Genomic DNA, 25244 nt, shown 5'->3' on the forward strand with positions numbered 1-25244 from the left:
TTTATAAAGTTCCTACAGCTTTTTGTAATTGATAATATTGAATTTTTGCATTAACACGAGCGGTTGTTAATTCGAAACGAGATTGCAACAATTGCGTTTCGGCATCCAAAAGATCCGTTAATAGAGATAAATGATTGAAATAAGTATTTTGTACAATTCGATAGCTTTCGGAAGCTTGTTTAATATTTTCCTGCGCAACATCAATTCTTTTTAAAGATTCGGTATACCTTAAATAAGACTCCTGCACTTCCTGCCTGATGCGTTCTTTTACATCCTCATCTTCCACCTGTTGTTTTTTCAGCTGTAAAGAAGCCGCCCTGACTTTGTTCTTATTGTTGTAAAAAGATGAAATCGGGATTTTCAGTTTCAAACCTGCCATTCCATTGCTATACAGCGATAGCGAATAAGGATAAAACTGAATTTGTGGATAGGTAAATGCATATTCGCCAAACAAACCCAATGATGGCAAAACATTGGATTTTACTTGCTTTAACCTCAATTCGGCAAGCTGTTGTTCCTTTTCTGAAATTTTAACCTGGAAAGAATTTGAGTTGGCATGGTCCATATATGCTGCCATGCTCTTTAAAAAAACATTGGACTCAGTACTATCCGAAATAACCGGATTAATAAGCGTTTGATCTTCCTTTCCAATCAACAAGTTTAATTTCTGCGTAGCAATGCTGATGCTGTTTTCGATTTCAGTTAACAGCATTTTTTGTTTGGATAAACGAAGCTCGGCACGCAAAACGTCGCTTTTTAAAACCGTACCGTTTTTAAACATGTGTCCTATTTCCTGAAGCTGTTTTTCACGTTCTTTAATATCCTGCTCCAATAACTTTTTGTAAGATTGATTGCGGTATACATCATAAAAATAAACTGCTGCCGTATAATGGATTTCCTGTATCTGCGAACCTTTTTTCTCCTTCGAAATTTGCAGTTCCGTTTTTGAGGCTTCTATTTCGCGGTTGGTTTTGCCCCCGTTATACAGATTTAAATAAGCATCGGCACCAATTTTATAATATTTTGGTTCTACCGGATATTGTGATGGCGTATGAAAAAGACCGTTCTCATAAATCGGCATTTCGAAAATATGCGCTAAAACGGCATTCGCTTCCACTTCTGGCAATCGCTCTGCCTTTGCTACTTTTACCTTTGCTTCGGCAGTTTGCACATCCAACTGCTGCATTTGTATTTTCTTGCTGTTGCTATCTGCAAGTTGCCATACCTGATTAATGTTGAGCGCTGTGGTTTCACGTTGTGCATAACTAAAAATTGATGATAAAAGAAGGGATATGCACATCCAAAACATTCTTTTATACCTTATAAAATTCATATTCGTTAATTAATGATGCAAATTTCGCTCAAGAATTGTTTCTTTGTTTTATCTAAACAGCCTTATATTTATCCAAACCAGCCAAAACATGAAACTTAGCAATGAAGCGCTTTTATTTGCATTAGACGAAAAACCAGAAACGATGTATGTTTGGCACAGCAGGTTTGAAGATCGCTTTCAAGATCACACACATTTAAAAGGACAACTCACTTATGTAGAGGGCGGTGTAATATTTTTACATACCGATCAAAAATCTTATTTTCTCCCGGCAAGGCATTATGTATGGATTCCTGCGGGCGTAGAACATCACCTCCAGCATCGTTACCATGCAGCCATTACGCGAAATATTTATTTTGATACCTCAACCGATGAAAGCAATTCTTTTTATAAGCAAATTGGCATCTATCCGGTCAATAATTTATTACTCGAAATGTTCTTGTTTTCTGAAAGATGGAATGGAAATATCTTCCCTGGCACGCAGGAATACGACTTTTTAAACACTTTAAAAAACATCCTGCCAGTGGTGAGCCAAAACCCTTTACCCATTGCCGTACCCACAACCGCGAACGAACGGTTAAGACCATCATTAGCTTATATTAACCTAAATGCTGGTGATGATTCACTTAGTCTCGAAAGTGTGGCCGCCGCAAATGGTTTTAGCGAAAGAACTTTGTCGCGGATTTTCCAATCGGCGTTAAACATTTCTTTCTTTCAATATTTAAAATTGGTGAGAATGACTAAGGCTATGGAAAAACTATTGGAAAGCGACTTAACCGTTAGTGAAATTGCTTATTCGGTTGGATACAACAGTATTTCTTCTTTTAGTAATACTTTTTCTAAAATGGTGGGCAAAAGGCCTTCAGACTTTAAAGACTTAAAGCATACTACCCTAACTAAACTTTAAACCTAAATTCAATCACTCGAAATAGCATTTATTTCGTTAAAAGCTATGCTAAATTATAATTATTTTAAAACGCCAATAATCGTAAATTTTTCAAAAACGGTTTCGGTATGTGGTGCGTCGGGCATTTCATCTGTTAAATCCTGGCCGGCCCAGTGCTCGTAGTGCTTACCATTACGCCATAGCCGACTTTCGGTTACCTCGTAAATAAACCCTTTATACGCCACCCATATCTGAGGTTTATCCTGTCCGTTTCTTAAAGCCAGTTGTTGTTTGGTATAACCTGGTAAATCCATTTAAATTAATTTGCTGTAATATACTTATTCTCATTTGGGCTGCAATACCTTAAACCAATACTAAGCCGGAACATGCTTTATTTTAAGTTTAGCTCTTACACAGACGCTGTTGTCGGGGGCTGCAAACCACCAAGAGCTACTATTCTTACCTTTTCTAATTCTAAAAAAATTGCCTCATAATAAATGTAATCCACTAAAACGTTACTTTTAGCGCTCCACTTTTACACTTCCAGCTTTAGTTTTAAAAAGTTCGTACAGGTAAATATTCATGAGTAATAAGGCCATAAGGTAAAAATGATCCTCAAAAGGAATCGTTCCAACCCGCATACCTAATATTTCCTTGCTGTTGTACAATACAATGGGAATAGAAGTTAAAAAGCCATTAACAATGTAAAACGGAATTAACGACACCACATATGCCCGGTAAAACCGATACATAAATCTGAATTTTTTATTAATGTATTCTACAAAAGCTAAAACAATAAATAAAAAGCCAAAATTAATCAGCGTATACCATTTGCTGTAACCAAAAAACAAAATAGCGACGCACAAGCCCAAAACAAGATTGCTTAATGCTAAGCTATATTTCTCTAATCCACTGGCGGGAAAATAAGCATTTAAACACTCATAAATAAAAATGCAGGCATAAGGAACAGTTAAAAAGAACAAAATTTCTTCAATGGGCAAACCCAACAAATTTACCCCAATAACGTAGTTTGGATTAAAAGACCAAACATTTAACTTCACAAAAAGCAGGTCCCAAACCAGAAAAACAATACCGGTTAATAATATTGCCGGCAATACAAATTTCCATTTGCTAAAAAAATGAACCTTCTTATCGAAAGATAAAACCAAGGGAAAAAATATTACGGCCAGGTTAATGAGTAAATAGGTATAATTCATTTATAAGTGTTTTTGGAATATTTTAATTTCTTGTGCGGTACAGCGTTTGCTATCAATCATAAACTTAGCTACATTTTTAACCAAATCTTCATCTGTGTTTCCAAAGCTCCGGTTTTGATAATGTTTTACAATTTCTTTTCTATCTACATCCAGATCTTTGCTAAAGCCTAAAAATGAGGGTGTAAAATGTTCTATGGAAAAGCGCATAAAACGAATTTCCATATTTTCTTTATCCATTGCAATCGCTTTATTCATTGTTTTTAAGGATCGGCTTACGTATTTGATTTTATTGTAAGGGTTCCAGGAATGTTTAGCTTTTAAGGCTTCCAATGTTCCGGTATACGCGGTTATTAAAGCTGTTTTATCTGGCAATGCATCCAGCTTTTTAAAAAGAGAATCCGTTAATCTGGAGTTTTCTACGGCCTTAACCATATTGGTTTTTAGCCCTGCTATTTCTTTATTGCTTAGCTGTGCATAGGAAATGCTGCTTGCAAGAAGGCAAAACAATAAAAATATGGTTTTCAAATTAGTCATGTATTTGGCAAAAATAGTAAAACAAAGCATTTTACATGATTATAGTTTAGGTAATTCTGTTTTCCTTAGTCTATCGGTTATCAACATAATACAACAAATTCGGGTTTATTTGCTTTATTTATACCAATGAATAAAAAACCACTTGTTACTGTAATTGGTGCGGGTTTCGCCGGATTATCTGCCGCTGCTTTATTAGCCAAAAACGGCTGTGATGTTACGGTAATTGAAAAGCACAGTATGGCCGGGGGCCGGGCACGCAATTGGGAAAAAGATGGTTTTACATTTGACATGGGGCCAAGCTGGTACTGGATGCCTGATGTTTTTGAGAATTACTACAACCTATTTAATAAAACGACTTCGGATTTTTACCAGCTTGAAAGATTAAGTCCTTCGTATCGCATTTATTTTGGAAAGGAAGATACCCTTGATGTACCCGCTACCTTAAATGCACTTTATCAGCTTTTTGAAGCCCTTGAACCAGGAAGCAGCAAAAATTTGAATTCTTTTTTAAAACAGGCCGAGTACAAATACGAGGTTGGCATGAACGAATATGTTTTCAAACCATCGCACAGTATAATGGAATACTTTGATCCGCGTTTGGCCATAAGTGGAATTAAATTACAATTGCTGGGCAACATGCGTAAACATGTGCATCGTTTATTTAAAAATGATAAATTACGAAAGCTTTTAGAATTTCCCGTTTTGTTTTTAGGCGCAACACCGCAAAATACACCCGCTTTATACAGCCTGATGAATTATGCCGATTTAGTTTTAGGCACCTGGTATCCGATGGGGGGAATGCACAAAATTGTTGATGCCATGCAACAAATTGCCAAAGAACAGGGTGTAAAATTCGTTTTCAACACGAAAGTAACCAAAATAGAGGTTAAAAATGGTAAGGCAGAAGAAATCCTGACCAGGAAAGGGAACTTTAAAACAGATTTTGTTGTGGGTAATGCCGATTACCATCATATAGACCAAAACCTGCTTGAGCCGGAGTATAGAAATTACGATGCCGCATATTGGAATAAAAGAACCATGGCCCCATCCTGCCTGTTGTTTTATGTTGGTGTAAGTAAAAAGCTAAAAAATGTTTTACACCACAATTTATTTTTTGATGAAAATTTTGATCTGCACGCTGAAGAGATTTACGCCAATCCGCAGTGGCCATCAAAACCCCTGTTTTATGCCTGTTGCCCCTCGGTAACTGACCCAACAGTTGCACCTGAAGGATTTGAGAATCTATTTTTCCTGATTCCGCTGGCACCCGGGTTAACCGATAGCGATGAAGAAAGAGAAAAATATTTTGATTTACTGCTTAACCGTTTTAAAAATTTAACCGGAAACGATATTAAAAATCATATTCTGTTTAAGCGCAGTTATGCCATGAACGATTTTGAGGAGGATTACCATGCCTTTAAGGGCAATGCTTATGGCCTGGCCAATACTTTAAGGCAAACAGCTTTCTTAAAACCGCGGATGAAGAGTAAGGTAACAAATCTTTTATACACCGGTCAATTAACTGTTCCAGGTCCTGGAGTACCACCCGCCATCATATCAGGACAGGTGGCCGCAAAAGAAATAATAAAAAAATTAAAAAAGACTTGACAAATTTAAAATTTCGCTTATCTTTATAACCACAAAACAAAAATACTGCATTTACCATTTAAAAAACACTATAAAATTTAAATTGGCAATTGTTTCGGAATTAGAGAGAAGGATGTTGAAATACAAAATAAGAATCAACTAACCAAATATATGATAAGCAAAAAGGCCCGGAAGTTTCCAGGCCTTTTGCTTTATACGGCAATTTGGATTCAAAATTATCCAGTTAAATTCAAAACAAAAGGCCCGAATAAATTCGGGCCTTTTCAATTATTTTAGGTTATGAAACCAATTCGGCAATTTGAATTTCTTTCGAATATGTTTTTAAATATTTTTTAAGAATCCCTCTTGCTACGTGAATACGGGTTTTAACTGTTCCGATTGGAATTTGCAACATATCTGCAATTTCATGGTATTTGTAACCTTCAAAATAGCGGATAAAAGGAACGTAATACTCTTCCGGCAATTGTGATAATGCTTTGTTAATATCGCCTAATACGAATTTACTTTCGGCATCGTTCTTTGTTGCACTATAAGATAGATTAGCCGATGATATGTCTTCGCTTTGTGTAATTAAAGTATTGGTTTTTACTAAGCGACGATAATTATTAATGAAAGTATTTTTCATTATTGTAAACAACCATCCTTTTAAATTCGTTCCCTCTTTAAATTTATTATAATAGGTAATGGCTTTAAGCATGGTATCCTGCACCAGGTCATTTGCGTCTTCTGCATCTTTTGTAAAGTTTAAAGCATAAGATCTAAGAGATACCGAGTGATGGTTAACCAGATGATTGAATTCAAATTTTGTCATGATGTTTTAGCTTTAGGTAAGATTTAATAAACAAATGAATTGTCCAATATTTCACTAAAAACTAAACAAACTTAATACCAAAAATTATTTTAGGCATGCCAAAAGCACGAAAATCTATTGAGGCTGCTTTTCGTCACAGAATATTTACTTCACGTTCTAAAGTGACTCCAAAAGTAGACTTTACACTGTCTATAATCTGCTCAGATAATTGATAAACTTCCGTGCCAGTTGCATTTCCATGGTTTACTAAAACCAATGCCTGATTTTTCCAGGTACCGGTTCTACCAACAATTTTACCCTTCCAGCCGCATTGCTCAATTAACCAGCCCGCCGCTAATTTTATTTTACCATCGGGAGTTGGGTAATGCACCACATCGGGGTGATTTGCGACAACATCAGCAAATTCATATTTTTCAACAATGGGATTTTTAAAAAAACTTCCTGCATTACCAATCGTAGAAGGATCAGGAAGTTTACTGACCCGAATGTGCGAAACTGCAGCAGAAACATCTGCAATATCTGGTTCCTCAATATTTCTATTGGTCAGTTCAGCCTCAATGGCGCCATAAGAAGTGTTAACTTTTGCTACGGTAGTTAAATTAAAAGTAACCGAAGTAATAATGTATTTCCCTTTTAGCTGGCCCTTAAAAATACTTTCACGGTAACCAAAATGGCAATCATCGAAATTAAATGTTTTAAAAGTTTCGGTTTCTATCTCAAAAGCGGTACAACTTTCAAATACATCTTTCAACTCTACGCCGTAAGCCCCAATATTTTGAATGGGCGATGCACCTACTGTACCAGGAATCAGGCTTAAATTTTCTATTCCGCCAAAACCATGTTGTACACAGTAGTTGACTAAATCGTTCCAAACTTCACCGGCTCCGGCAGTTACTTTTACCGTTTCGCCAGTTATTTCATTTGAAATTCCTTTAATGCTCATCTTTATCACCAGGCCTTCAAAATTTTTGGTAAAAAGCATATTGCTTCCTCCACCGATAATTAAAATCTGATTACTTTTTATAAGGTCTGATTCAAAAAGTGCTTTCAAATCATTTTCATTAAAAATTTCGGTAAAAAAACCTGCTTTAACATCTATACCGAAAGAATTATAGGGTTTGAGTGAAATATTTTCCTGAATCTGGAGCATAACTGGTTCTGATTTTATGCCCAAAAGTAAGAAAATAGTATATGACTTGCTGAATGATTGTAATTATGTCTTCATCCAAAATTAAGATATCAACTTTAATCAGTTGAGGTTAGAGTGTGGTTTATATTTATTAATATATTTTTCGATCTGCCCTATAAATTCTTTCTCATCTGCCGGACGCGGCATTTCTTTATTTAAAATTTCAAAACTGGGACTAAGCAATATGTATTGAGGAATACTTGAAACTCCCAAGGCTTTAGCTATTTGCGACTGAAATCCTTTCTTTACCAAAAACTGATGAGATAGAGGTAGGTGTTTATCTGATGCCCCACTAATTGATTTTACCCATTTGTTAATATCTTGGTCGAACGATATTCCAGCTACATAAATATTATCTGCTAATAACTCTTTCTTCGAAAGCCTATTTAAAATAGGATCGTTATATCTACACGGAGCACACCAGCTGGCACCAATATCTAATAATATTAATTTGTCTTTAGGAACAAGATTGAAAAGATCAATCGTCTGTTTCGAGGCATTTACAAAGGTATCCTGAGTAATTATCGTTTTAAGATTTTCCGATGCCTCCAATTTTGATCCCTTTCTATCGTAATATGATTTTAAAATATTTTGAACATAAATTTGATTGGTACAATCAGAAGCATACCGATTTATAATTGAGTCATCAAGTACATATCGCCCTATCATATCATTTACCAGGTAAGAAGCGATATAATTAAAGTCCGGCTTATCCTTAAATATCTTTTTGGCTGATGTATATCGATCTACATATTGCTGCCTACTTTTTTTCTTCTGAACAGCGTCTCCATTTAAGTATAGATCATTTATTCGCCACTTTGCATCATACAAATAATAGGATTGAGAAGCTGATTTTATAATATCCTCAATATGATTTTTAGCATCCTTATTAAAATATCCCTGGGGAAATAAATGTATACTATGCAAATTATATATCGGAGCCAATAAGTTCATGATATAATTATCTTCAATCAGCTCCTTTGCCAATTGATAGAATTTCGGTCGTTTATGTTTTTCATTAAACTGCGTTAATGCTTGCATCTGGCCATTATAGATTGAATCTACCTCTGTCCTTTTATACTCAAGCAAATCAACATCATTAAACTTAGTCCTACCATAATCCAGCCTTCCATACCTCAATTCAATATTGTTTAAAAAAGCATTCTCCTCATCGCCCTTTCCTTTAAACTGAATTACTGACTGTTTATAAATATCATTTCTGTTAGCAAACATACTCCATTTCTGCTCACTTTCTTTACTTACCGGCACATCGCCTTTATAATTTACATTAAAAAAAACCGTATCCTTCGGAGTAGCATACACATGGTAAACGGCCTCTTGAATTTGAAATTCAATAATAGTGGGTGATTTTCTGGTTATGGTAAAAAGAAACTTATTACTGATACTGTCGAGGTAAAATTTTTGCATTGTAGGCCTAAACATCCTGGCTCCGGTAGCTGAAAAATCTAATTTGGAGTAATCTGTTATTATGACCATCTCTTCCAAACCTTTTTTAACAAGCTCATTTTGATTAATCACACCATTAAATATGGTTTGACTACGGGTAGCTGTAAGGTGAAAAATTAAAAAAACTAAAATAATAGATCTTAATTTATTGTTCATTCGATTTTAGATAGTTTAAATAAAGATATAAAGAGCAGGCATATTAAATGCCGCTCTTAAAAAATTGTGGAAATGTTTATTATCCGTCACAATCAACATCATCACAAGTTTCATCATGTTCACATATACCATCTGCAAAGTCCTGTCCATAGCCATCTGCCATTACTCCTGTTTCCTTTTTCCCATTTATGGTATACGTACAGGTAACACTTCCCCCTCCTTTAATGTGCTTCATTTCTTCTCTGCTTAACACGCCGCTTTGTGGGCTGATAATACCAAATCTGTTTAAATCCATGTTTTACTTTTTAATTTGAACTTCAGGATTCGCTCTATACAACGACATGTATTAATAAAGTGCATGCTCCTTTACCTTCTCAATGAATATATTTTTGTGCTTCTGTATGTATTTCCACCTGAAAGTTATACTTAGCTCTGTTGGGCTGTATAATGTGGTATAGAAATAATTAAATAGGAATGATTAAGAGCACTTTTTCTCCTTTAAATCATAAATCTAATTTGAAAAGAAATTTTAAATGAATTTTATTTATTATGTGAATGCCTAAAAATATTATGCGAGTGACCTTAATATCTTATTCATATTCAATAGAGATCGTTTATATTTGACTTGCAAATGCTATCATCATCCCAAATAGCAAAACGATTAAACTTGTTTACTGATGATTTTTACTTGCATTATAGTTGATGACGATCAATTTGCCTTAAATCAACTAATTGAATACATATCGCTCATTCCATCCCTAATTTTAATTAAAGCGTATAAAAAGCCATTAGTAGCATTAAAAGAAATACTCAAGCGTGAAGAACCTATTGACTTCCTATTCACGGATATTGAAATGCCAGAAATTTCTGGCCTGGAGTTAGCCAAACAAATTAACCAAAAAGTTTCCCGGCTCGTACTTGTATCTGCTCATACCAAAAATGCTATTGAAGGGTACAACGTTGACGCCCGACATTTTTTATCGAAACCTTTTGGATTTCAGAAGTTTCAATCTATAATAGATCAGTTAATGAGGAGTTTTTTGTTAGAAGAGGAATTTATCTGGATAAAATCAGGCATAAAAAGTGAAACCTTAAAAATATTTATCACCAGTATCATCGCCGTACAAGCTGCCTCCAATTATATCCAAATCCATACACATGAAAAAACTTATCTTCAATATGGTAAAATCTCAGACATGGAAAAACATTTGAAAAAATTTAATCGATTTAAAAGAATTAGTAGGTCCTTTATTATTTCCGTCAATCACATAAAAAAATATGACGGCAACAACGTTTATCTATCCAATAACATAGTAGTTAACATTGCTTTGTCCTATAAACCTGAGATTAAATCCTTTTTAACGTCGCTGACAAAGAATAATTACTAATTTATTTGTTAATTAAATCCACAAGGAAATTTATCAATTTATACGATCACGAGTATTTATAGATAAAAGGCTCCATGATAATTAAGTTTTTATAATTTCTTTTTTAGGTGCAAATTAAAAGCTAATACACAACTACTGGCTATGCATCATTTTGGTGATATTTCTGAAAAACCGCTGCAACAATGAACTTTCTTCTGTAATAATTTCAGCATCGGCCTGCATGCCATTTTTTAGTACAATCTTTCGGTTTGGATCTTTATTTTCGAACTGTTCGAAACTTACTTTCGCGATGAATACACTGTCTTTATAAGCTACGTCAGAAATAAAGGTTAAACGCCCTCTAATCATTCCGTACTGTTCAAAAGGATAACTTTTTAATTTCACAAGCGTACGTTCTCCTTTTCGTATTTTACCCATGTTGTACTGCGGAATCTGTATTTCTCCAAAATAATTTGCGTTACCAGGATTAACAATAAAAACCTCCTGGTTAGCTACTACATTCTGGTTTTGCTGCACAATACCTGCAAAACTTAGTTTACCAGCCACCGGGGCTCTTAAAATGTGTTGCAATATCCACGCATCGCTTTCAGTTATACATTGATTAAGCGATTGCAGAAACTTAGCTTGTTCTTCTGTTATGGTGTGTTTTAAATCAAGCAACTCTTTTTCTTTACCGGTATAACTACTGGCATTATTAAGCATCGAAGTTTCGGTTTGTTGCAATGGATATTTCGAAGCTAAATATTTATTTTCCTGCTGCGAAAATTCACTGCTGGAGATTACCTTTTTATCATAAAGCTGCCTGTACGCCTTATATTCCTTTTCGTTATTGGCATATTCCTGCTGCTGTACTTTTTGCTGCCTTATTAACTGCGCTTTAAGTGTATTAATATCTTTTAAATCGCGCTCCAAAAAGGCCATCCTATTTAGATAGTAACCATTTTTCTGCGTAGACTGGTATTGTAGGTATTGCTGAAAGAAGCTTTGATAACTGGTTTGTAACTCGCCAAGGTTTAATCCCGTTGGTAAATTAATCATAGTTAGCTTGTTGGCTAAAACATTATTTTGAAATTGTTTTAATTGTTTGCTCAACTTTAAAACATCATTGGGATTTGCGGTACTTTCAAAAAATGCAAGCACTTGATTTTCCTCAACCATCTGTCCGTCTTGTACCAGCAGGGCTGTTAATTTTCCACCTTGTTTTGCTAAAACCTGTTTGGGCGAATTTAAACTATTCACTTTCAGGTTGGTTTTCACTACATCGGGATATTCAATTAAAGCAGACAGTAAGATGATCCCACCTAAAATGGCAAAAATCAAAGTAATTCCCCAGCGCAAAATCCATGATGGAACCGCAGTAATAATATCCTGCACTTCTTCGCTGTTTACTTCCTGATATACGTTTTCCTGAGGCATTTATTTGTTATTTTTTGATTATTCAAAATCAATTGTTTTTTATTTACGAACCCAGTTCTAACTGATTTTTCACCAATTGATAATACTCGCCTTTACTTTGTGTCAGTTCGGCATGTGTACCTTGTTCTATAATTACACCCTTATCCAGTACAATGATGTTATCTGCATTTTTAACTGTACTTAACCTGTGGGCAACCACAACTACTGTCCGGCCTTTAAAAAAGCTCTCGAGGTTTTCCATAATCACTTTCTCGTTATTAGCATCGAGTGCATTTGTAGCCTCATCAAAGAAAATATATTCCGGATCTTTATATACCGCACGGGCAATTAAAATTCGTTGTTTTTGTCCCTGACTAATTCCATTACCTTCTGAACCAATTTTAGTATTTAAACCTAAAGGTAAGCTTTCTACAAAATCGTTGATATTGGCTACGTTAATGGCATGTTTTAATTTAGCCATATTCGGGTATTCATCACCTACAGCAATATTTTTGGCAATACTGTCTGAAAATATAAAGCCATCCTGCATTACAACACCACAAAGCCCTCTCCAATACCGAAAACTAACCTGATTTAAATAGGCATTACCAACTTTAACGTCGCCCTTTTGAGGTTCGTAAAACCGTAGCAAAAGTTTAAGAATCGTAGTTTTCCCACTTCCGCTCATACCAACAATAGCGGTGGTTTTACCTTGCGGAATGCTTAAATTTACCTGAGATAAAACGGGTTCATTTCCCGCTCCTGGATACGTAAATGATAAATTCTGGATATTAATGCTCTTATCTTGCGGCAACGCTCGGATAAAAGTTTTATCCAAAGGTTCTTCATCGTCCATTTGCCTGATTTCATTTAAACGCTCCAATGAAATTTTAGCATCCTGTAATTGCTGTACAAAACCCAGCATTTGCTCTATCGGGCTATTTAACTGTCCAATAATGTATTGAACCGCCATCATTGCCCCAAGCGTTAACTGACCATCTATCACGGATTTTGCTACTAAAAAGGTGATCAGGATATTTTTACCCTCGTTAATAAAAAAAGTTCCGGCTTGCTGGTATTGCCCAAGTGCCAAACTCTTTACATTAAACCTAAAAAGCGCCGCTTGTATGCGCTCCCATTCCCAACGTTTTTGCTGCTCGCAGTTATTCAATTTTATTTCCTGCATGCCACTAATCAACTGCACAACTGCGCTTTGATTTTTTGAAGAGATATCAAAGCGTTTAAAATCAAGTGCACGTCTTCGCTTAAGAAAAAATATTACCCATAAGCTATACAGAATACTGCTTACTACAAAAATGATGAATATATTGATATTGTAATAAGCTAATACAATCGCAAAAATCACCAGGTTAAACATGGAGAAGATTACACTTAGGGTAGACCCTGTTAAAAAGCTTTCAATTCTTTTCTGGTCATTCATCCGCTGCAAAATATCACCGGTCATTTTCGTATCAAAATAACCCATAGGCAGTTTCATCAGCTTAATTAAAAAATCGGTTAATATCGAGATATTAATACGGGTACTTATGTGAAGTAAAATCCAGGAGCGTATAAAATCAACACTCATCCGCCCAATAAACAACATGGTTTGAGCAATGAGGATAATGTAAATAAAATTGAGGTTGCGGGTATTAATGCCTATATCAACGACCGATTGTGTAAGAAAAGGTAAAATAAGCTGGAGTAAACTCCCTACACCTAAACCCACAAAAAGCTGAATAACCAATTGTTTATAACGATATAAATATTTTAGCAGGTAACTAAAATCAAGGCCTTCGTTTTTGTCTCCCTCCTGCGTATAAAAATCAGGACTGGGTGAGAGTGTTAACAAAATGCCTTCGCTTTGCCCATCAACTACGGTACTAAGCCAATGTTTTGAAAATTCTGCTTCCGAATATTCCATTAATCCTTTTGCAGGATCGGCAACAAAATATTTATTTCGTTTAATTTTATAAAGAACCACGAAATGGTTCTGGTCCCAGTGCAGGATTATTGGAAATTCTACTTCTTTAATTTGATTTAACGGCAGTTTTATTCCTGTGGTACGAAACCCAATTTTTTCCGCGGCTTCGCTAATGCCCAATAAAGAAACGCCTTCCCTGTTGATTCCAGAAATTTCCCTTAACCGTTGTAAACTAAAATTTTTGCCATAATGTTTGGCAATCATTCGCAGACAGGTGGGTCCGCAATCCATTTGATCTGGTTGTTTATAGTAAGGAAAGGTTTTCAATGGATGGTTAGGCTATGTTTAATGTTTGATCAATAATACAATTATTGTTATTTATTTGATGAGTTAAATTTTCATTTTTGAAATATTAGAAATTTGCGACCACAGCCTCCTAAGTAATCAAATACTTAATATCTTCCAACCGGTAAGGTTCTGGTAATTTGTAGCCATTAATTAAAATGGTTGGTGTAAAAGTAATTTCGGCCATTTTGCACCAGGCTTTATGCTTTTCTGTTACGCCGGCAACCTCATCATTAACGGTTACAGGGTATTGTTCTGCCCAGCTCTCATATTTCTTATTGGTTTGATCGTACCAGGCATTTAAAGCTTTTTCGGTTACGCTCTTATCTTTTAATAAACTCAAGGCAGTGATGTGTCTGGCCATTTTAGTTCCCGAATCATGGTCATGATCTGCTGTACTAAAAATAACCTTTAACTGAATATCGTCTCTGGTCTGTAACCATTCTTCAATGGTTTTGTGCGCTTTACTGCAGGGCCCGCAAAACGGGTTACTTACCATCGTTATAATGGTTTCAGCCTTTGTATTCCCCATTAAAACCGGCAAAAGCTCATCATTTACGGCATAGCGGGGTTGATTGGTTAAAGCCTGCTTAAATAAATCGCCATTGTATTTAAAAGTTTTAAGTTGGTTTTGTACGGGTTTTAATTGGGCAGCATCTAAAAAAAACGGCTTAAAAAATGCCCACAGTACAATTGGAAAAAGAAAGCAGATTGCCAATATACCGATATTAAAAAGTGAGATGCCTGTGCTAAAGCTAAATTGACCAGAAATAAGATTAGTTAAAAACTCCAGCCAAAGCAAAGCCTGTACAGTACAACATAATATACACCAGTTTTTACTTCTGTACTGATAGGAAATTGAATAAATCGTATACGGAAGCGCCAATACATTAAGCCAGGCTAAAATAAACATGCTTGAAGGATTGACCAGCAATAGCAAAAAAGAGCCCGCAAAGTAAAAAAAGCCAACCTCGCTCCAGCTTAACCACGAAGTAACCTTGGCTGCATCGGATTTTAAAATTGCGTTGCAATTATTTTTCCCGCCAAGGCTGCATAAATTTTGAATAAAGGGGTTATTGGAATTTATACTTTGAATTAATAAGAGTACACTTATGGTTAAACCAGATAATTTGATCAGTAATAAAAGTGCATTTGACCACGAAACGGTCTGATTATAAAATACCAGCCCGATTATACTAAGCAATAACACTAAACCAAGGGGTAACACCAAACTTTGCAGAAAATATTTTAGCCTGTTTTGGCTGTAGTCTTTTTCTCCACTACCCGTTGTTAGTTCTGCATGAAGCGCAATACCGTCCCAGCGCTTTAGAAATTCGTCTTCAGGCATTGTTGCATTCTTATTTTTTTCATCAGAAAACTGAACAGTACCTGCGTTAATGTTTCTTACTAAGATGAATCGCCCACCTTTTTCGGTAAAATGGGCAACAAAAGGAAACAATAAATCTTCAACATCATAATCTTCTCGAGCAATCCGAAAGGCTTGATTTTCAATATTCCAGTCAGTTAAGCAATCGCTAAGGGCCAATAAACTGGGATTCTCCGGATGATCGGACAAACAAGTTTCGACCGTTTGTTCGGTTACATTAACTTTTAGAGTTTTAATTAAAGAAAATAGTACGGTATCTAAGTTCGATTTGGTTGGTTGGAATAATTTCATGAGACATTAATGTATACCACAATGTGGTTAAAAATTTTAACTCTTAATAATATTTCAGCAGAAAATTATGTAAAAATTATAAGATTATCAATTGGCGGTAACAATAGACATGAATAGTTATAAAACAACACAATATTTTTAATGCAGCACACGCTTGTTAAAGAATAATAACCCAAAGGCTCTTCCATTATGTTTACCTATGTTTTTATGATGTATTTTGTGTGCTTTCCTAATCAGCAATAAATATTTATTGTTGCTTTTATATGTTTTTAAACGGCGGTGGATAAACCAATCGTGAATAATAAAATAGATTAAGCCATAACCTGAAATACCAGCGCCTATAAAAAATCTAACCCCAAAATTATTCCGGTCGTTAAACATAAGGTAAAGAGATGCCGCAGCAAAAAGCAAAGCAAACACATCATTCCATTCGAAAAAACCTTTTTTATGCCGGTGATGACTTTTATGAATGAACCATAATGGCCCGTGAAATAAATATTTATGAATAAACCATGAAAAGGTTTCCATGAAAATAATGGTCAATATAAGAACAAAAATGTTGAGCAAAACTGAAATCATGAACAAAATTTAGCTTTGTAAAGATATATAAACCAGCCATAAGCGCAAAAAATGTCATTAAATTGTAAGGTTATGACAGAAATTGATGCGAGTGATTAACAAATGAGTTTTTAGCACTATTTTTGACTAAAATATTAAAAAAGTCAGAAAGTAGAAAAGTAAAATGATTGTTGCTGATAAAAAAAGAGAACTCATTATTGATGGTGCTATAAAGCGTTTCACACATTTTGGAATTAACAAAACCACGATGAATGATATTGCTGAAGACCTTTCCGTTTCCAAGCCTTCACTTTATTATTATTTCCCAGATAAGAAAAGTTTAATTGTTGGTGTTATTGAACGTGTTTTTAATGATTTTTTTGACCTGTTAAAAAAGAAACATAATCCTGATCAATCGCTTATCGACATCCTTTACAACACGATTGATGTCCGTAATACTTTTTTTCAGAAGTATTACATGATGAGGATTGCAGAGGGTATACCTGATTTGTTAAACGATGATGTAATTAAAACCAAGCTTACCACCTTAAAAAAATCAGAAAAGGATTTCTTTGCTGAAATTTTCAGACAAGCGCAGGTTAAAAAAGAAATTGACCATGAGGACATGAGCCACATTGCGGAGCTTTACCTGGAAAGTTTAATGGGCTTAACCAATATGTGCATTATGGAAACCGGGCGTGATCTTTTTCCGGATAAAAAAGCTTTATCCAAAATGACTAAAAAGCAAAAAGACCTTTCTTCTATTTTTACCAAAGGACTTAAGTGCTAAAAGAAAGATATAATAAAAAAACATTAGCCCAATGGAGGGTTAAGTATAGATAAGAACCCAAAAACAAAAATCAATATATTATGCTTAGAATAAAAACGGTAAAATTAATGCTTATCCTTATTGCGGGCATGGCTTTACCATCATTAGTTTTGGCGCAACAGCAAGTTACACTGAAAGATGCGCTTAATTATGCTCTTCAAAACAACACTACCTATCGCAAATCCAAACTGGATATAGAAAAAGGAAGATATAAGGTTGAGGAAGTAAGAGCACAGGCTTTACCTCAACTTACAGGTAATGTTGGCTTAACGTATAACCCTATTATTGGACAGTTGGTTGCAAATTTAGGTGGCACTACACAATCATTTAAACTGGGTCAAAGCTGGAATTCAACCGCTGGCGTTCAACTTTCCCAACAATTATTTAACCAGCAGGTTTTTACTGGCTTAAAAGCAGCAAGATCAAGTGAAGAATATTACAATCTTACTGCTCAGTTAACAGAGGAACAAATTATTGAACTGGTTGCCAATAATTATTACCAGGTGTTGGTAAACAGACAACAATTGAATGTAATTGACACGAACATTAAAAATGTGAGGGTTTTAGAGAAAATTGTAACCAACCAATACAAAAACGGTTTAGCCCGAAAAATTGACGTTGATCGCATCACGGTAAACATGACCAATCTGACTACACAGCGGGATCAGGTGGTTAACTCCATCATTCAACTGGAAAATCAGCTTAAATTCTCCATGGGAATGCCGGTTAGTACGCCAATTACCTTACCATTTACCGAGTTAACAGAAGTAACACAATTACCTGAGCTCAGCAATTCAATTGACCTGTCGAACAGAACTGAAGTAAAGCTTTTGGATAATCAGGATAAGCTGTTATCGCTTCAAAGAAAAGCGTACGTATCTGAATATTACCCGAGTTTAGCTTTAACGGGAAACTATACTTATTCGAGCCAAAGTGATGGTTTCGATTTCTTAAATTCAAATAGTGCGGCTATTGGTTACGGTGCTTCGGCTATAGGCTTAACCTTAAAAATACCAATCTTTAATGGCTTTTTAACCCGTTCAAAAATCCGCCAGGCTGACGTTGACATTAAAAAAGCTAAAGAAGACAGGTTAGAATCGACAAACTCTTTGAACATGGCTTATGAAAATGCAAAAATCCAGTTGCGCAACAACATGAACACCATTACTTCTCAACGTAAAAACGCACAGCTTGCTGATGAAATTTACAGAAGTACACAGAATAACTACAACAATGGCTTAGCTACTTTAACGGATTTGCTGGAAACAGAAAATTCGCTAACCTCAGCGCAAAACAGCTATACACAGGCATTATTAAACTATAAAATTGCCGAAATACAATTAATAAAATCAAACGGAAATATTAAATCGTTAGTAAAATAGAAATGAAAAGAATAATTACCATAATCGTTGTAATTGTTATTGCGCTTGGTGCAATAGCTTACGTATTAAGCAACAATAAAAAGAAGAATGAAGAAAAAACTGCATTCATTGCTAAAGGTAGTGGTGCAATAGCCGTTCGGGTTGCAACCGTTGAAAAGAAAACTGTGGATCTTGATTTTAGTGCAAACGGAAATTTTATCCCAAAACAAGAATTAAACCTTTTAAACGAAAATGCAGGTCGTATTTCTGCTATTTATGTAGCGGAGGGTGATCGAGTTTCTAAAGGGCAGCGTTTAGCGCGTATTGATGCTGAAATTATTAATACGGATAGAGAAACGGCTGAGGCTACCTACCAGAATGCACTAAGAGATGAGGCCAGGTACCAAAGTTCTTACCAAACTGGCGGCGTAACGCAACAACAGTTAGATCAGGCTAAATTAGCTACTAAAAGCGCAAAACTTCGTTTACAGGCTTCACAAAAAACGCTAAATAATGCCATCATTAAATCGCCGATTAATGGTATTGTAAACAAAAAATACATTGAGGTGGGTGCCTTTGTAAATGCGCAGGGTACACAAATGTTTGAATTGGTTGACGTTTCAAAATTAAAACTGAAAGTTAACGTAAACGAATCGCAGGTAGCAAACCTTAAAGTTGGCAATAAAATCGACATCAGATCTTCTGTATTTCCTACGGATAAGTTTAACGGCCAAATTACTTTTATTGCAGCCAAAGCTGATGGAACATTAAATTTCCCAATTGAAATTGAAGTTTCTAACAATGCTAAAAATACTTTAAAAGCAGGTATGTACGGTACAGCTATTTTTAATTTCCCTCAACAGGCACCAAGTATCCTTATTCCACGTACGTCGTTTGTGGGTAGTGTAAGTAGTAATCAGGTTTTTGTATTGGATAAAGCAAACAATACTTCAAAATTACGCAAAGTGGTTGCGGGCCGTATTTTGGGCGATAATGTTGAGATTCTTGAAGGCTTACAAGAAGGCGAATCTGTGATTACCAGCGGACAAATTAACTTAAGCGAAGGCTCTCCTGTGAGCATTGTTAAGTAAGCAAATTTTGCAAATATAAATTCGCTTCACGTGTATAACGTAGGCTATATTAAAAGAAAATGAAGATAACAGATATATCTATAAAAAGGCCGTCGCTGGTGATTGTAGTTTTTACTGCACTTACCTTGCTGGGCTTGCTAAGTTACTTTTCGTTGGGTTATGAGTTATTGCCAAAATTCTCAAACAACGTAGTATCCATTTCTACCATCTATCCCGGAGCTTCTCCAAATGAGGTAGAAAATACGGTAACCAAGAAAATTGAGGATGCCGTTTCCTCCATGGAAAATATTAAGAAAATAAACTCGGTATCATTTGAGAGTTTATCAACGGTAACCATTACATTAACCGATAAAGCCAATATTGATATTGCTTTAAATGATGCGCAGCGTAAGGTAAACGCCATTCTTTCTACCTTGCCTGAGGATGTAAAAACACCATCATTAAGTAAATTTTCATTAGATGATTTACCGGTTATTACCATGACGGCTTCGGCCAATATGGACGACATTACCTTTTATGATTTAATTGATAAGCGTATTGCACCAGTTATTTCGAGGGTAAGTGGTATAGCGCAGGTAAATTTAATTGGTGGTTCTGAACGTGAAATCCAGGTTGCCTTAGATGCAGATAAATTACAAGGCTACAACCTTTCTGTTCCTCAGGTGCAGCAAATGATTTTAAGTTCCAACCTTGATTTCCCTACCGGAAGTGTTAAAACGAATAATCAGGATGTTTTAATTCGTTTATCAGGTAAATACAGGAGTATTGATGAGTTACGGAATTTAGTTTTAACAACATCGAAAGATGGCGCTCAAATTCGTTTGGGTGATGTATCCGATGTTCAGGATGCTAAAAAAGAAACAGAAAAATTAGCCCGTGTTGATCGTAAAGAGTCAATTGCCATTCAAATCATTAAACAAAGTGATGCGAATGCTGTAGAAGTAAGTAAGGGTGTACATGCCATTATCGACAAGCTTAAAGAAGAATATAAAACGAATAAGCTGGATATGAAAATTGTGAACGACAGTTCAATTTTCACATTAGAATCAGCTGATGCGGTAATCCATGATTTAATGCTTGCCGTAGTATTGGTGGCTTTTGTAATGCTATTTTTCTTACACAGTTTACGTAATGCATTAATTGTAATGGTATCCATTCCGGCATCGTTAATTGCAACATTTATCGGAATCAATTTATTTGGTTTTACCTTAAATTTAATGTCTTTATTAGGGCTATCACTTGTGGTAGGTATCCTGGTGGATGATGCGATTGTGGTATTGGAGAATATCCAGCGACATATGGAGATGGGTAAAAATAAAGTAAGGGCAGCGTCAGACGCAACACGCGAAATTGGTTTTACGGTTGTATCCATCACTTTAGTAATTGTGGTGGTATTCTTCCCTATTGCAATTAGTTCGGGTCTGGTATCCAATATCCTTCGCCAGTTTTGTGTGGTTGTAATTATTGCAACATTACTTTCGTTGGTTGCTTCATTCACTATTGTTCCTTTACTTTTCTCAAGATTTGGTAAGCTGGAGCATATTGAAGGCAAAAACATATTCGGCCGTTTCATTTTATGGTTCGAAAAACAACTTAAAAGCTTCACCCACTGGATTACCAATATCTTAACCTGGTCTTTAAATCATAAAAGACGTACCATTGCTGCAGTAGTTATATTATTTGTTGCAGCCATGTGGCTGGCAGGCGCTGGTTTTATTGGTTCAGAGTTTTTCCCTAAATCTGATAAAGGAGAATTCTTAGTACAGATTGAATTACCAAAAGATGCGCCATTAGAAAAAACCAATTTCTTTACACAAAGAGCAGAGGCTTTTTTAAATAAACAACCTGAAATTACACAGCTGATTACCACAGTTGGCCAAGCCAGTGGTGATTTTGGAGGTACGCAGGCTACAGCTTATAAATCAGAGATTAACGTTAAACTTGTTGACCGCGAAAAACGTGAAGGTGTTTCATCCGATATTTTCGCCACTAAAATGAGTCGTGCGCTGGCCAAAGAACTGGTTGGAGCTAAAGTTAAAACAGTGCCGATTAGTATTTTGGGTATTGCTGAAAATGCACCAATCTCCTTAGTGGTAATGGGTTCTGATTTAGATAGCGCGTTAAAATATGCTGAAGGTGCTAAAAAAGTACTTGAAGGCATTTCAGGAGCTACAGAGATTAAATTATCAGTAGAAAAAGGTACACCAGAGATTAACGTTCAGGTAGACCGCGATAAAATGTCGGCTGTTGGCTTAACTTTATCTACTGTAGGTTCTACCATGCAAACTGCTTTTGCCGGCAATACGGATGGTAAATATAGAAAAGGCGAGTACGAGTACGACATTAACATTCAATATCAGGATTTCAACAGAAAGGATATTGATGATGTACGTAACCTTATTTTTGTAAATGATAAAGGAGCGCAGGTTAAATTATCACAATTTGCAAACATTACTGAAGGTTCGGGCCCAAGTCAGCTGGAGCGCTTAAACAAATCAACTTCGGTATCTGTTCAGGCACAATCTATCGGTAGGCCAACAGGTACAATCGTTGCTGATTTCCAGGCGAAATTAATTGAGCTTCAGAAAAACGGAAAGTTAAAGGCACCTACAGGTGTAAGTTATACATGGGCCGGTGACCAGGAAAACCAGGCCGAAGGTTTTGGTACTTTGGGTATCGCCTTATTGGCTTCAATTATTTTGGTATACTTAATTATGGTGGCCTTGTATGACAGTTTTGTTTATCCGTTTGTAGTAATGTTCTCGCTACCACTTGCGTTAATTGGAGCATTCCTTGCATTGGCCTTAACCAATAACTCCATCGGTATTTTCACCATTTTAGGTTTTATTATGCTAATGGGTTTGGTAGCCAAGAATGCGATTATCCTTGTCGATTTTACCAACCACATGAAAGCAGAAGGAAAATCAACGGTTGAAGCCCTTATTTTAGCCAACCACGCCCGTTTGCGTCCAATTTTGATGACAACCATTGCGATGATTTTTGGTATGCTTCCAATTGCCCTGGCAAGTGGTGCAGGTGCCGAATGGAAAAATGGTTTGGCCTGGGTTATTGTTGGTGGTTTAACCAGTTCGTTATTCTTAACCCTAATTGTTGTACCGGTTGTTTATCTGATTTTCGACATTATGCTGGAGAAATTCGGGTTTAACAAAAAAGGAAAAACAATTGATGAGTTATTGGTTGAACCTTATGACCATAAAGATGTTTTAGAATACGATATAGAGCATTAAACATAAATTTAACCATCAAAAAAAAGACCGCCCGATAAAGGGCGGTCTTTTTTGTTTAAGCTGCAGCCATAATATCGTTCTGATTTGCAACGTTATCCATTACAACAATCAGTTTCACAGAAATTCTCATTACCAAACAAATTATACATCAATTTGTATATTACGTATGTTTAAAATCATCCTGAGCCTTATTCTAATTCAATTGACCCTTTTCGTTAAAGCACAACACCCGCCCGTTTTTGATGCCATGACCTCTGATACATCCATCATTAAACTTTATGATTTAGAAGTACAGCTGGTAAAATATAGCTACAAACCTAATGGCGTAAAGTTTTTAGTTATTCACGACGATGAAGATACAGGTGTTAAGGCTGCATTTGATTATATAAGGTGGTATGGTGGAGAGATTATAGATAGCCAGTATGGAAGTATAAGGGATTATAATTTCACTTATATGGACGATCCGTACCGGATTGATCCTAATGCTATTTATACAAAAACCGGTGTACATACACGGCTGAAGAAAAACTTGAACAGTACAAACGAAGTGGAAGAAGCTTTACTTAAAGCAGGAAAACAGATTGTTGATTTTTACGACCCGAAATCGACAGGATACATTCTTACCCTGCACAACAATGCAGATGGTGGATTTGGAATCTCGTCTTACTTACCGGGATATGATTTATCCAGCACAGCAGATTCTGTTTTCATCAATTTCCAGATGGATGGCGACGACCTGGTTTATGTAACCGAGCCGAGGTTATTCAGTAGCTTTAAAAAAGCAAATGTAAATGTAATCCTTCAATCTAAATTTGCAGATAATGATGGTTCTTTATCTGTTTACGCTATGCAAAATCACATTCCTTATGTAAATGTTGAAGTTCAGCACGGGCATATTGATGAAAATTTCAGGCTTATAGAGTTATCTGTAGCCATTTTAAAGGAATACAACCTGGTTAAGAAAGAATAGGGATGTTATTCTATTGCCCTGATTTTGGTTACAATAAAACTAACCAGCAAGCCAAAACAACCTATTACAGCATATGAATATTGCAGGCTTGATAATTGTGAAATGTAACCGATTAAAGGCGGCCCCATTAAAAATCCGAAATAACTTACACTGGAAACAATGGCAATTGCCATTCCCGGAGGTACTTTACCATTCTTTCCGGCTACGCTATAAACCGTTGGCACAATACTGGAAACACCAATACCAACCAGCATAAAACCTAAGGTAGCTGTTACCACATAGGGAAAAAGCACTGAAATAAACATTCCGGTTGAAATAATTAAGCCACTGATTTGAATGGTTTTTTTACGGCCCATTTTTGCTATGATCTTGTCGCCAACAAAACGCCCGGTTGCCATCATAATCATAAAAGATGCATAACCCAAAATAACCAGGGAGGTTGGCGCTTTTACAATTTCTTTAAAATATACACCACTCCAGTCAAACATGGCCCCTTCTGTAGCCATACTACAAAAACCGATTATACCCAACTGTAATAAAACCCCTTCGGGCATAACAAATAATTTTGGCTTCCGCTCACTTGTAGCGCCTTTGCCAGGCACAAGGTGTTTATAATTCAGCAATACATTAATCCAGATAAGCCCGACAATTACCCAAAAATGATAATAAGGGATAATGTGTAAATTAACCATTAATAAACCGAGCAAGGCCCCAGAAAAACCAGCAATACTCCATGCCCCATGAAAGGAGGTCATAATTGGCCTGCCAAATAGTTTTTCGGCCTCAGCCCCTTGTGTATTTACTGCAATATTGCACATATTACCCACTACGCCGAATAAAAATAAAAATGCGGCTAAGTGCCATGGAGCAGTAGCAAGCCCCAGGTTGCTCAGCGCTAAAACATATAATGGTGCGGTAATGGTTAAAATTCTTTTACTGCCAAACCGGGTAACCAAACTTCCCGATATAGGCATGGTAACCAACTGCCCAAGCGGTAAAGCCAACAATATACTGCCTAATGCTCCATCTGATAAATTTAAACTATGCTTAATATCAGGAATACGGCTTGCCCATGAAGCAAAAGCAATTCCCTGTCCGAAATAAAATAAAGAAACAGCTAAGCGGATTCTGTTTGGAGTACTTTGCGCTGCTACAGGTACATTTTTTATGGGTGATGAAGGGATGATATCTTGATTTGCGTTCGTTTCTTCCAAAATTTAGCTTTAGTTACAAATATAAGTAACTGCAAAGGTCTTAAA

At 35.9% G+C, this 25244-nt stretch carries 21 protein-coding genes; 8 read left to right on the forward strand and 13 right to left on the reverse strand.

All coding sequences use genetic code 11. The features are described 5' to 3' along the window. Position 1: 1 nt before the first annotated feature. Positions 2 to 1333 carry a TolC family protein gene (locus R2Q77_RS01115; RefSeq protein WP_316801869.1) on the reverse strand — a complete coding sequence of 444 codons (1332 nt, stop codon included), beginning with the start codon at positions 1331 to 1333 and terminating at the stop codon, positions 2 to 4. Between the two features lie 88 nt (positions 1334 to 1421). Between R2Q77_RS01115 and R2Q77_RS01120 the strand changes: the two genes are divergently transcribed. Further along, a complete protein-coding gene (locus R2Q77_RS01120) occupies positions 1422 to 2237 on the forward strand; it encodes an AraC family transcriptional regulator (protein WP_316801870.1) in 816 nt (271 codons plus the stop codon). 59 nt (positions 2238 to 2296) lie between these two features. On the opposite strand, the gene R2Q77_RS01125 is transcribed toward R2Q77_RS01120, so the two are convergent. From R2Q77_RS01125 to R2Q77_RS01135, 3 genes are all read right to left on the reverse strand, one after another. After that, a complete protein-coding gene (locus tag R2Q77_RS01125; protein ID WP_316801871.1) occupies positions 2297 to 2530 on the reverse strand; it encodes a cytochrome b5 domain-containing protein in 234 nt (77 codons plus the stop codon). Positions 2531 to 2737: 207 nt separating this feature from the next. Beyond that, a complete protein-coding gene (locus R2Q77_RS01130; RefSeq protein WP_316801872.1) occupies positions 2738 to 3433 on the reverse strand; it encodes a lycopene cyclase domain-containing protein in 696 nt (231 codons plus the stop codon). Further along, a complete protein-coding gene (locus tag R2Q77_RS01135) occupies positions 3434 to 3967 on the reverse strand; it encodes a hypothetical protein (protein WP_316801873.1) in 534 nt (177 codons plus the stop codon). Positions 3968 to 4093: 126 nt separating this feature from the next. On the opposite strand from R2Q77_RS01135, the gene R2Q77_RS01140 reads away from it, so the two are divergent. Further along, complete coding sequence (locus R2Q77_RS01140; protein WP_316801874.1) at positions 4094 to 5575, forward strand: phytoene desaturase family protein; 1482 nt, start codon at positions 4094 to 4096, stop codon at positions 5573 to 5575. 277 nt (positions 5576 to 5852) lie between these two features. On the opposite strand, the gene R2Q77_RS01145 is transcribed toward R2Q77_RS01140, so the two are convergent. From R2Q77_RS01145 to R2Q77_RS01160, 4 genes are all read right to left on the reverse strand, one after another. Further along, positions 5853 to 6386 carry an RNA polymerase sigma factor gene (locus R2Q77_RS01145; protein WP_316801875.1) on the reverse strand — a complete coding sequence of 178 codons (534 nt, stop codon included), beginning with the start codon at positions 6384 to 6386 and terminating at the stop codon, positions 5853 to 5855. A 133-nt stretch (positions 6387 to 6519) separates the two neighbouring features. Next, on the reverse strand, positions 6520 to 7536 hold the full coding sequence (gene murB, locus R2Q77_RS01150) for a UDP-N-acetylmuramate dehydrogenase (protein WP_316801876.1): 1017 nt from the start codon (positions 7534 to 7536) through the stop codon (positions 6520 to 6522). Between the two features lie 99 nt (positions 7537 to 7635). Continuing rightward, positions 7636 to 9198, reverse strand: a complete 1563-nt coding sequence (locus R2Q77_RS01155; RefSeq protein WP_316801877.1) for a thioredoxin family protein — start codon at positions 9196 to 9198, stop codon at positions 7636 to 7638. A 79-nt stretch (positions 9199 to 9277) separates the two neighbouring features. Then, positions 9278 to 9493 (reverse strand): hypothetical protein, encoded by a 216-nt coding sequence (locus R2Q77_RS01160; RefSeq protein ID WP_316801878.1) that lies wholly within the window; start codon positions 9491 to 9493, stop codon positions 9278 to 9280. A gap of 382 nt (positions 9494 to 9875) precedes the next feature. On the opposite strand from R2Q77_RS01160, the gene R2Q77_RS01165 reads away from it, so the two are divergent. Then, a complete protein-coding gene (locus R2Q77_RS01165) occupies positions 9876 to 10586 on the forward strand; it encodes a LytTR family DNA-binding domain-containing protein (RefSeq protein WP_316801879.1) in 711 nt (236 codons plus the stop codon). Positions 10587 to 10718: 132 nt separating this feature from the next. Here the strand turns inward: R2Q77_RS01165 and R2Q77_RS01170 are convergent, their stop codons facing one another. The 4 genes from R2Q77_RS01170 to R2Q77_RS01185 all read right to left on the reverse strand — a co-directional run bounded on the left by R2Q77_RS01170 (position 10719) and on the right by R2Q77_RS01185 (position 16507). Continuing rightward, positions 10719 to 12002: an HlyD family secretion protein gene (locus tag R2Q77_RS01170; RefSeq protein WP_316801880.1), complete on the reverse strand. Its 1284-nt coding sequence runs from the start codon at positions 12000 to 12002 to the stop codon at positions 10719 to 10721. A 43-nt stretch (positions 12003 to 12045) separates the two neighbouring features. After that, complete coding sequence (locus R2Q77_RS01175; protein WP_316801881.1) at positions 12046 to 14232, reverse strand: peptidase domain-containing ABC transporter; 2187 nt, start codon at positions 14230 to 14232, stop codon at positions 12046 to 12048. Between the two features lie 109 nt (positions 14233 to 14341). After that, positions 14342 to 15928 carry a vitamin K epoxide reductase family protein gene (locus R2Q77_RS01180; RefSeq protein WP_316801882.1) on the reverse strand — a complete coding sequence of 529 codons (1587 nt, stop codon included), beginning with the start codon at positions 15926 to 15928 and terminating at the stop codon, positions 14342 to 14344. 138 nt (positions 15929 to 16066) lie between these two features. After that, on the reverse strand, positions 16067 to 16507 hold the full coding sequence (locus tag R2Q77_RS01185; protein ID WP_316801883.1) for a sterol desaturase family protein: 441 nt from the start codon (positions 16505 to 16507) through the stop codon (positions 16067 to 16069). A gap of 163 nt (positions 16508 to 16670) precedes the next feature. Here R2Q77_RS01185 and R2Q77_RS01190 point away from each other — a divergent pair, with 163 nt between their 5' ends. The 5 genes from R2Q77_RS01190 (at position 16671) to R2Q77_RS01210 (ending at position 23985) form a co-directional block, all read left to right on the forward strand. Beyond that, positions 16671 to 17276, forward strand: a complete 606-nt coding sequence (locus R2Q77_RS01190) for a TetR/AcrR family transcriptional regulator (protein WP_316801884.1) — start codon at positions 16671 to 16673, stop codon at positions 17274 to 17276. A gap of 80 nt (positions 17277 to 17356) precedes the next feature. Next, positions 17357 to 18697, forward strand: a complete 1341-nt coding sequence (locus tag R2Q77_RS01195; protein ID WP_316801885.1) for a TolC family protein — start codon at positions 17357 to 17359, stop codon at positions 18695 to 18697. Positions 18698 to 18699: 2 nt separating this feature from the next. Then, complete coding sequence (locus R2Q77_RS01200; RefSeq protein ID WP_316801886.1) at positions 18700 to 19767, forward strand: efflux RND transporter periplasmic adaptor subunit; 1068 nt, start codon at positions 18700 to 18702, stop codon at positions 19765 to 19767. A 59-nt stretch (positions 19768 to 19826) separates the two neighbouring features. Then, positions 19827 to 23015: an efflux RND transporter permease subunit gene (locus tag R2Q77_RS01205; protein ID WP_316801887.1), complete on the forward strand. Its 3189-nt coding sequence runs from the start codon at positions 19827 to 19829 to the stop codon at positions 23013 to 23015. 166 nt (positions 23016 to 23181) lie between these two features. Beyond that, the gene (locus R2Q77_RS01210; protein ID WP_316801888.1) at positions 23182 to 23985 is read left to right on the forward strand and encodes a hypothetical protein; all 804 of its coding nucleotides are present in this window, start codon (positions 23182 to 23184) and stop codon (positions 23983 to 23985) included. Positions 23986 to 23990: 5 nt separating this feature from the next. On the opposite strand, the gene R2Q77_RS01215 is transcribed toward R2Q77_RS01210, so the two are convergent. Next, on the reverse strand, positions 23991 to 25199 hold the full coding sequence (locus R2Q77_RS01215; protein WP_316801889.1) for an MFS transporter: 1209 nt from the start codon (positions 25197 to 25199) through the stop codon (positions 23991 to 23993). Between the last annotated feature and the right edge of the window lie 45 nt (positions 25200 to 25244).

This window comes from Pedobacter nototheniae, assembly GCF_032678625.1.
GTDB lineage: Bacteria > Bacteroidota > Bacteroidia > Sphingobacteriales > Sphingobacteriaceae > Pedobacter > Pedobacter nototheniae_A.

Excerpts from the sequence above, each read along its gene's own strand:
- R2Q77_RS01165 (WP_316801879.1), top strand. The coding sequence starts at position 9,876 with ATGATTTTTACTTGCATTATAGTTGATGACGATCAATTTGCCTTAAAT.
- R2Q77_RS01135 (WP_316801873.1), bottom strand. The coding sequence starts at position 3,967 with ATGACTAATTTGAAAACCATATTTTTATTGTTTTGCCTTCTTGCAAGC.
- R2Q77_RS01205 (WP_316801887.1), top strand. The coding sequence starts at position 19,827 with ATGAAGATAACAGATATATCTATAAAAAGGCCGTCGCTGGTGATTGTA.
- R2Q77_RS01170 (WP_316801880.1), bottom strand. The coding sequence starts at position 12,002 with ATGCCTCAGGAAAACGTATATCAGGAAGTAAACAGCGAAGAAGTGCAG.
- R2Q77_RS01210 (WP_316801888.1), top strand. The coding sequence starts at position 23,182 with ATGTTTAAAATCATCCTGAGCCTTATTCTAATTCAATTGACCCTTTTC.
- R2Q77_RS01160 (WP_316801878.1), bottom strand. The coding sequence starts at position 9,493 with ATGGATTTAAACAGATTTGGTATTATCAGCCCACAAAGCGGCGTGTTA.
- R2Q77_RS01125 (WP_316801871.1), bottom strand. The coding sequence starts at position 2,530 with ATGGATTTACCAGGTTATACCAAACAACAACTGGCTTTAAGAAACGGA.
- murB (WP_316801876.1), bottom strand. The coding sequence starts at position 7,536 with ATGCTCCAGATTCAGGAAAATATTTCACTCAAACCCTATAATTCTTTC.
- R2Q77_RS01145 (WP_316801875.1), bottom strand. The coding sequence starts at position 6,386 with ATGACAAAATTTGAATTCAATCATCTGGTTAACCATCACTCGGTATCT.
- R2Q77_RS01185 (WP_316801883.1), bottom strand. The coding sequence starts at position 16,507 with ATGATTTCAGTTTTGCTCAACATTTTTGTTCTTATATTGACCATTATT.
- R2Q77_RS01180 (WP_316801882.1), bottom strand. The coding sequence starts at position 15,928 with ATGAAATTATTCCAACCAACCAAATCGAACTTAGATACCGTACTATTT.
- R2Q77_RS01190 (WP_316801884.1), top strand. The coding sequence starts at position 16,671 with ATGATTGTTGCTGATAAAAAAAGAGAACTCATTATTGATGGTGCTATA.
- R2Q77_RS01200 (WP_316801886.1), top strand. The coding sequence starts at position 18,700 with ATGAAAAGAATAATTACCATAATCGTTGTAATTGTTATTGCGCTTGGT.
- R2Q77_RS01155 (WP_316801877.1), bottom strand. The coding sequence starts at position 9,198 with ATGAACAATAAATTAAGATCTATTATTTTAGTTTTTTTAATTTTTCAC.
- R2Q77_RS01120 (WP_316801870.1), top strand. The coding sequence starts at position 1,422 with ATGAAACTTAGCAATGAAGCGCTTTTATTTGCATTAGACGAAAAACCA.
- R2Q77_RS01115 (WP_316801869.1), bottom strand. The coding sequence starts at position 1,333 with ATGAATTTTATAAGGTATAAAAGAATGTTTTGGATGTGCATATCCCTT.
- R2Q77_RS01130 (WP_316801872.1), bottom strand. The coding sequence starts at position 3,433 with ATGAATTATACCTATTTACTCATTAACCTGGCCGTAATATTTTTTCCC.
- R2Q77_RS01140 (WP_316801874.1), top strand. The coding sequence starts at position 4,094 with ATGAATAAAAAACCACTTGTTACTGTAATTGGTGCGGGTTTCGCCGGA.
- R2Q77_RS01195 (WP_316801885.1), top strand. The coding sequence starts at position 17,357 with ATGCTTAGAATAAAAACGGTAAAATTAATGCTTATCCTTATTGCGGGC.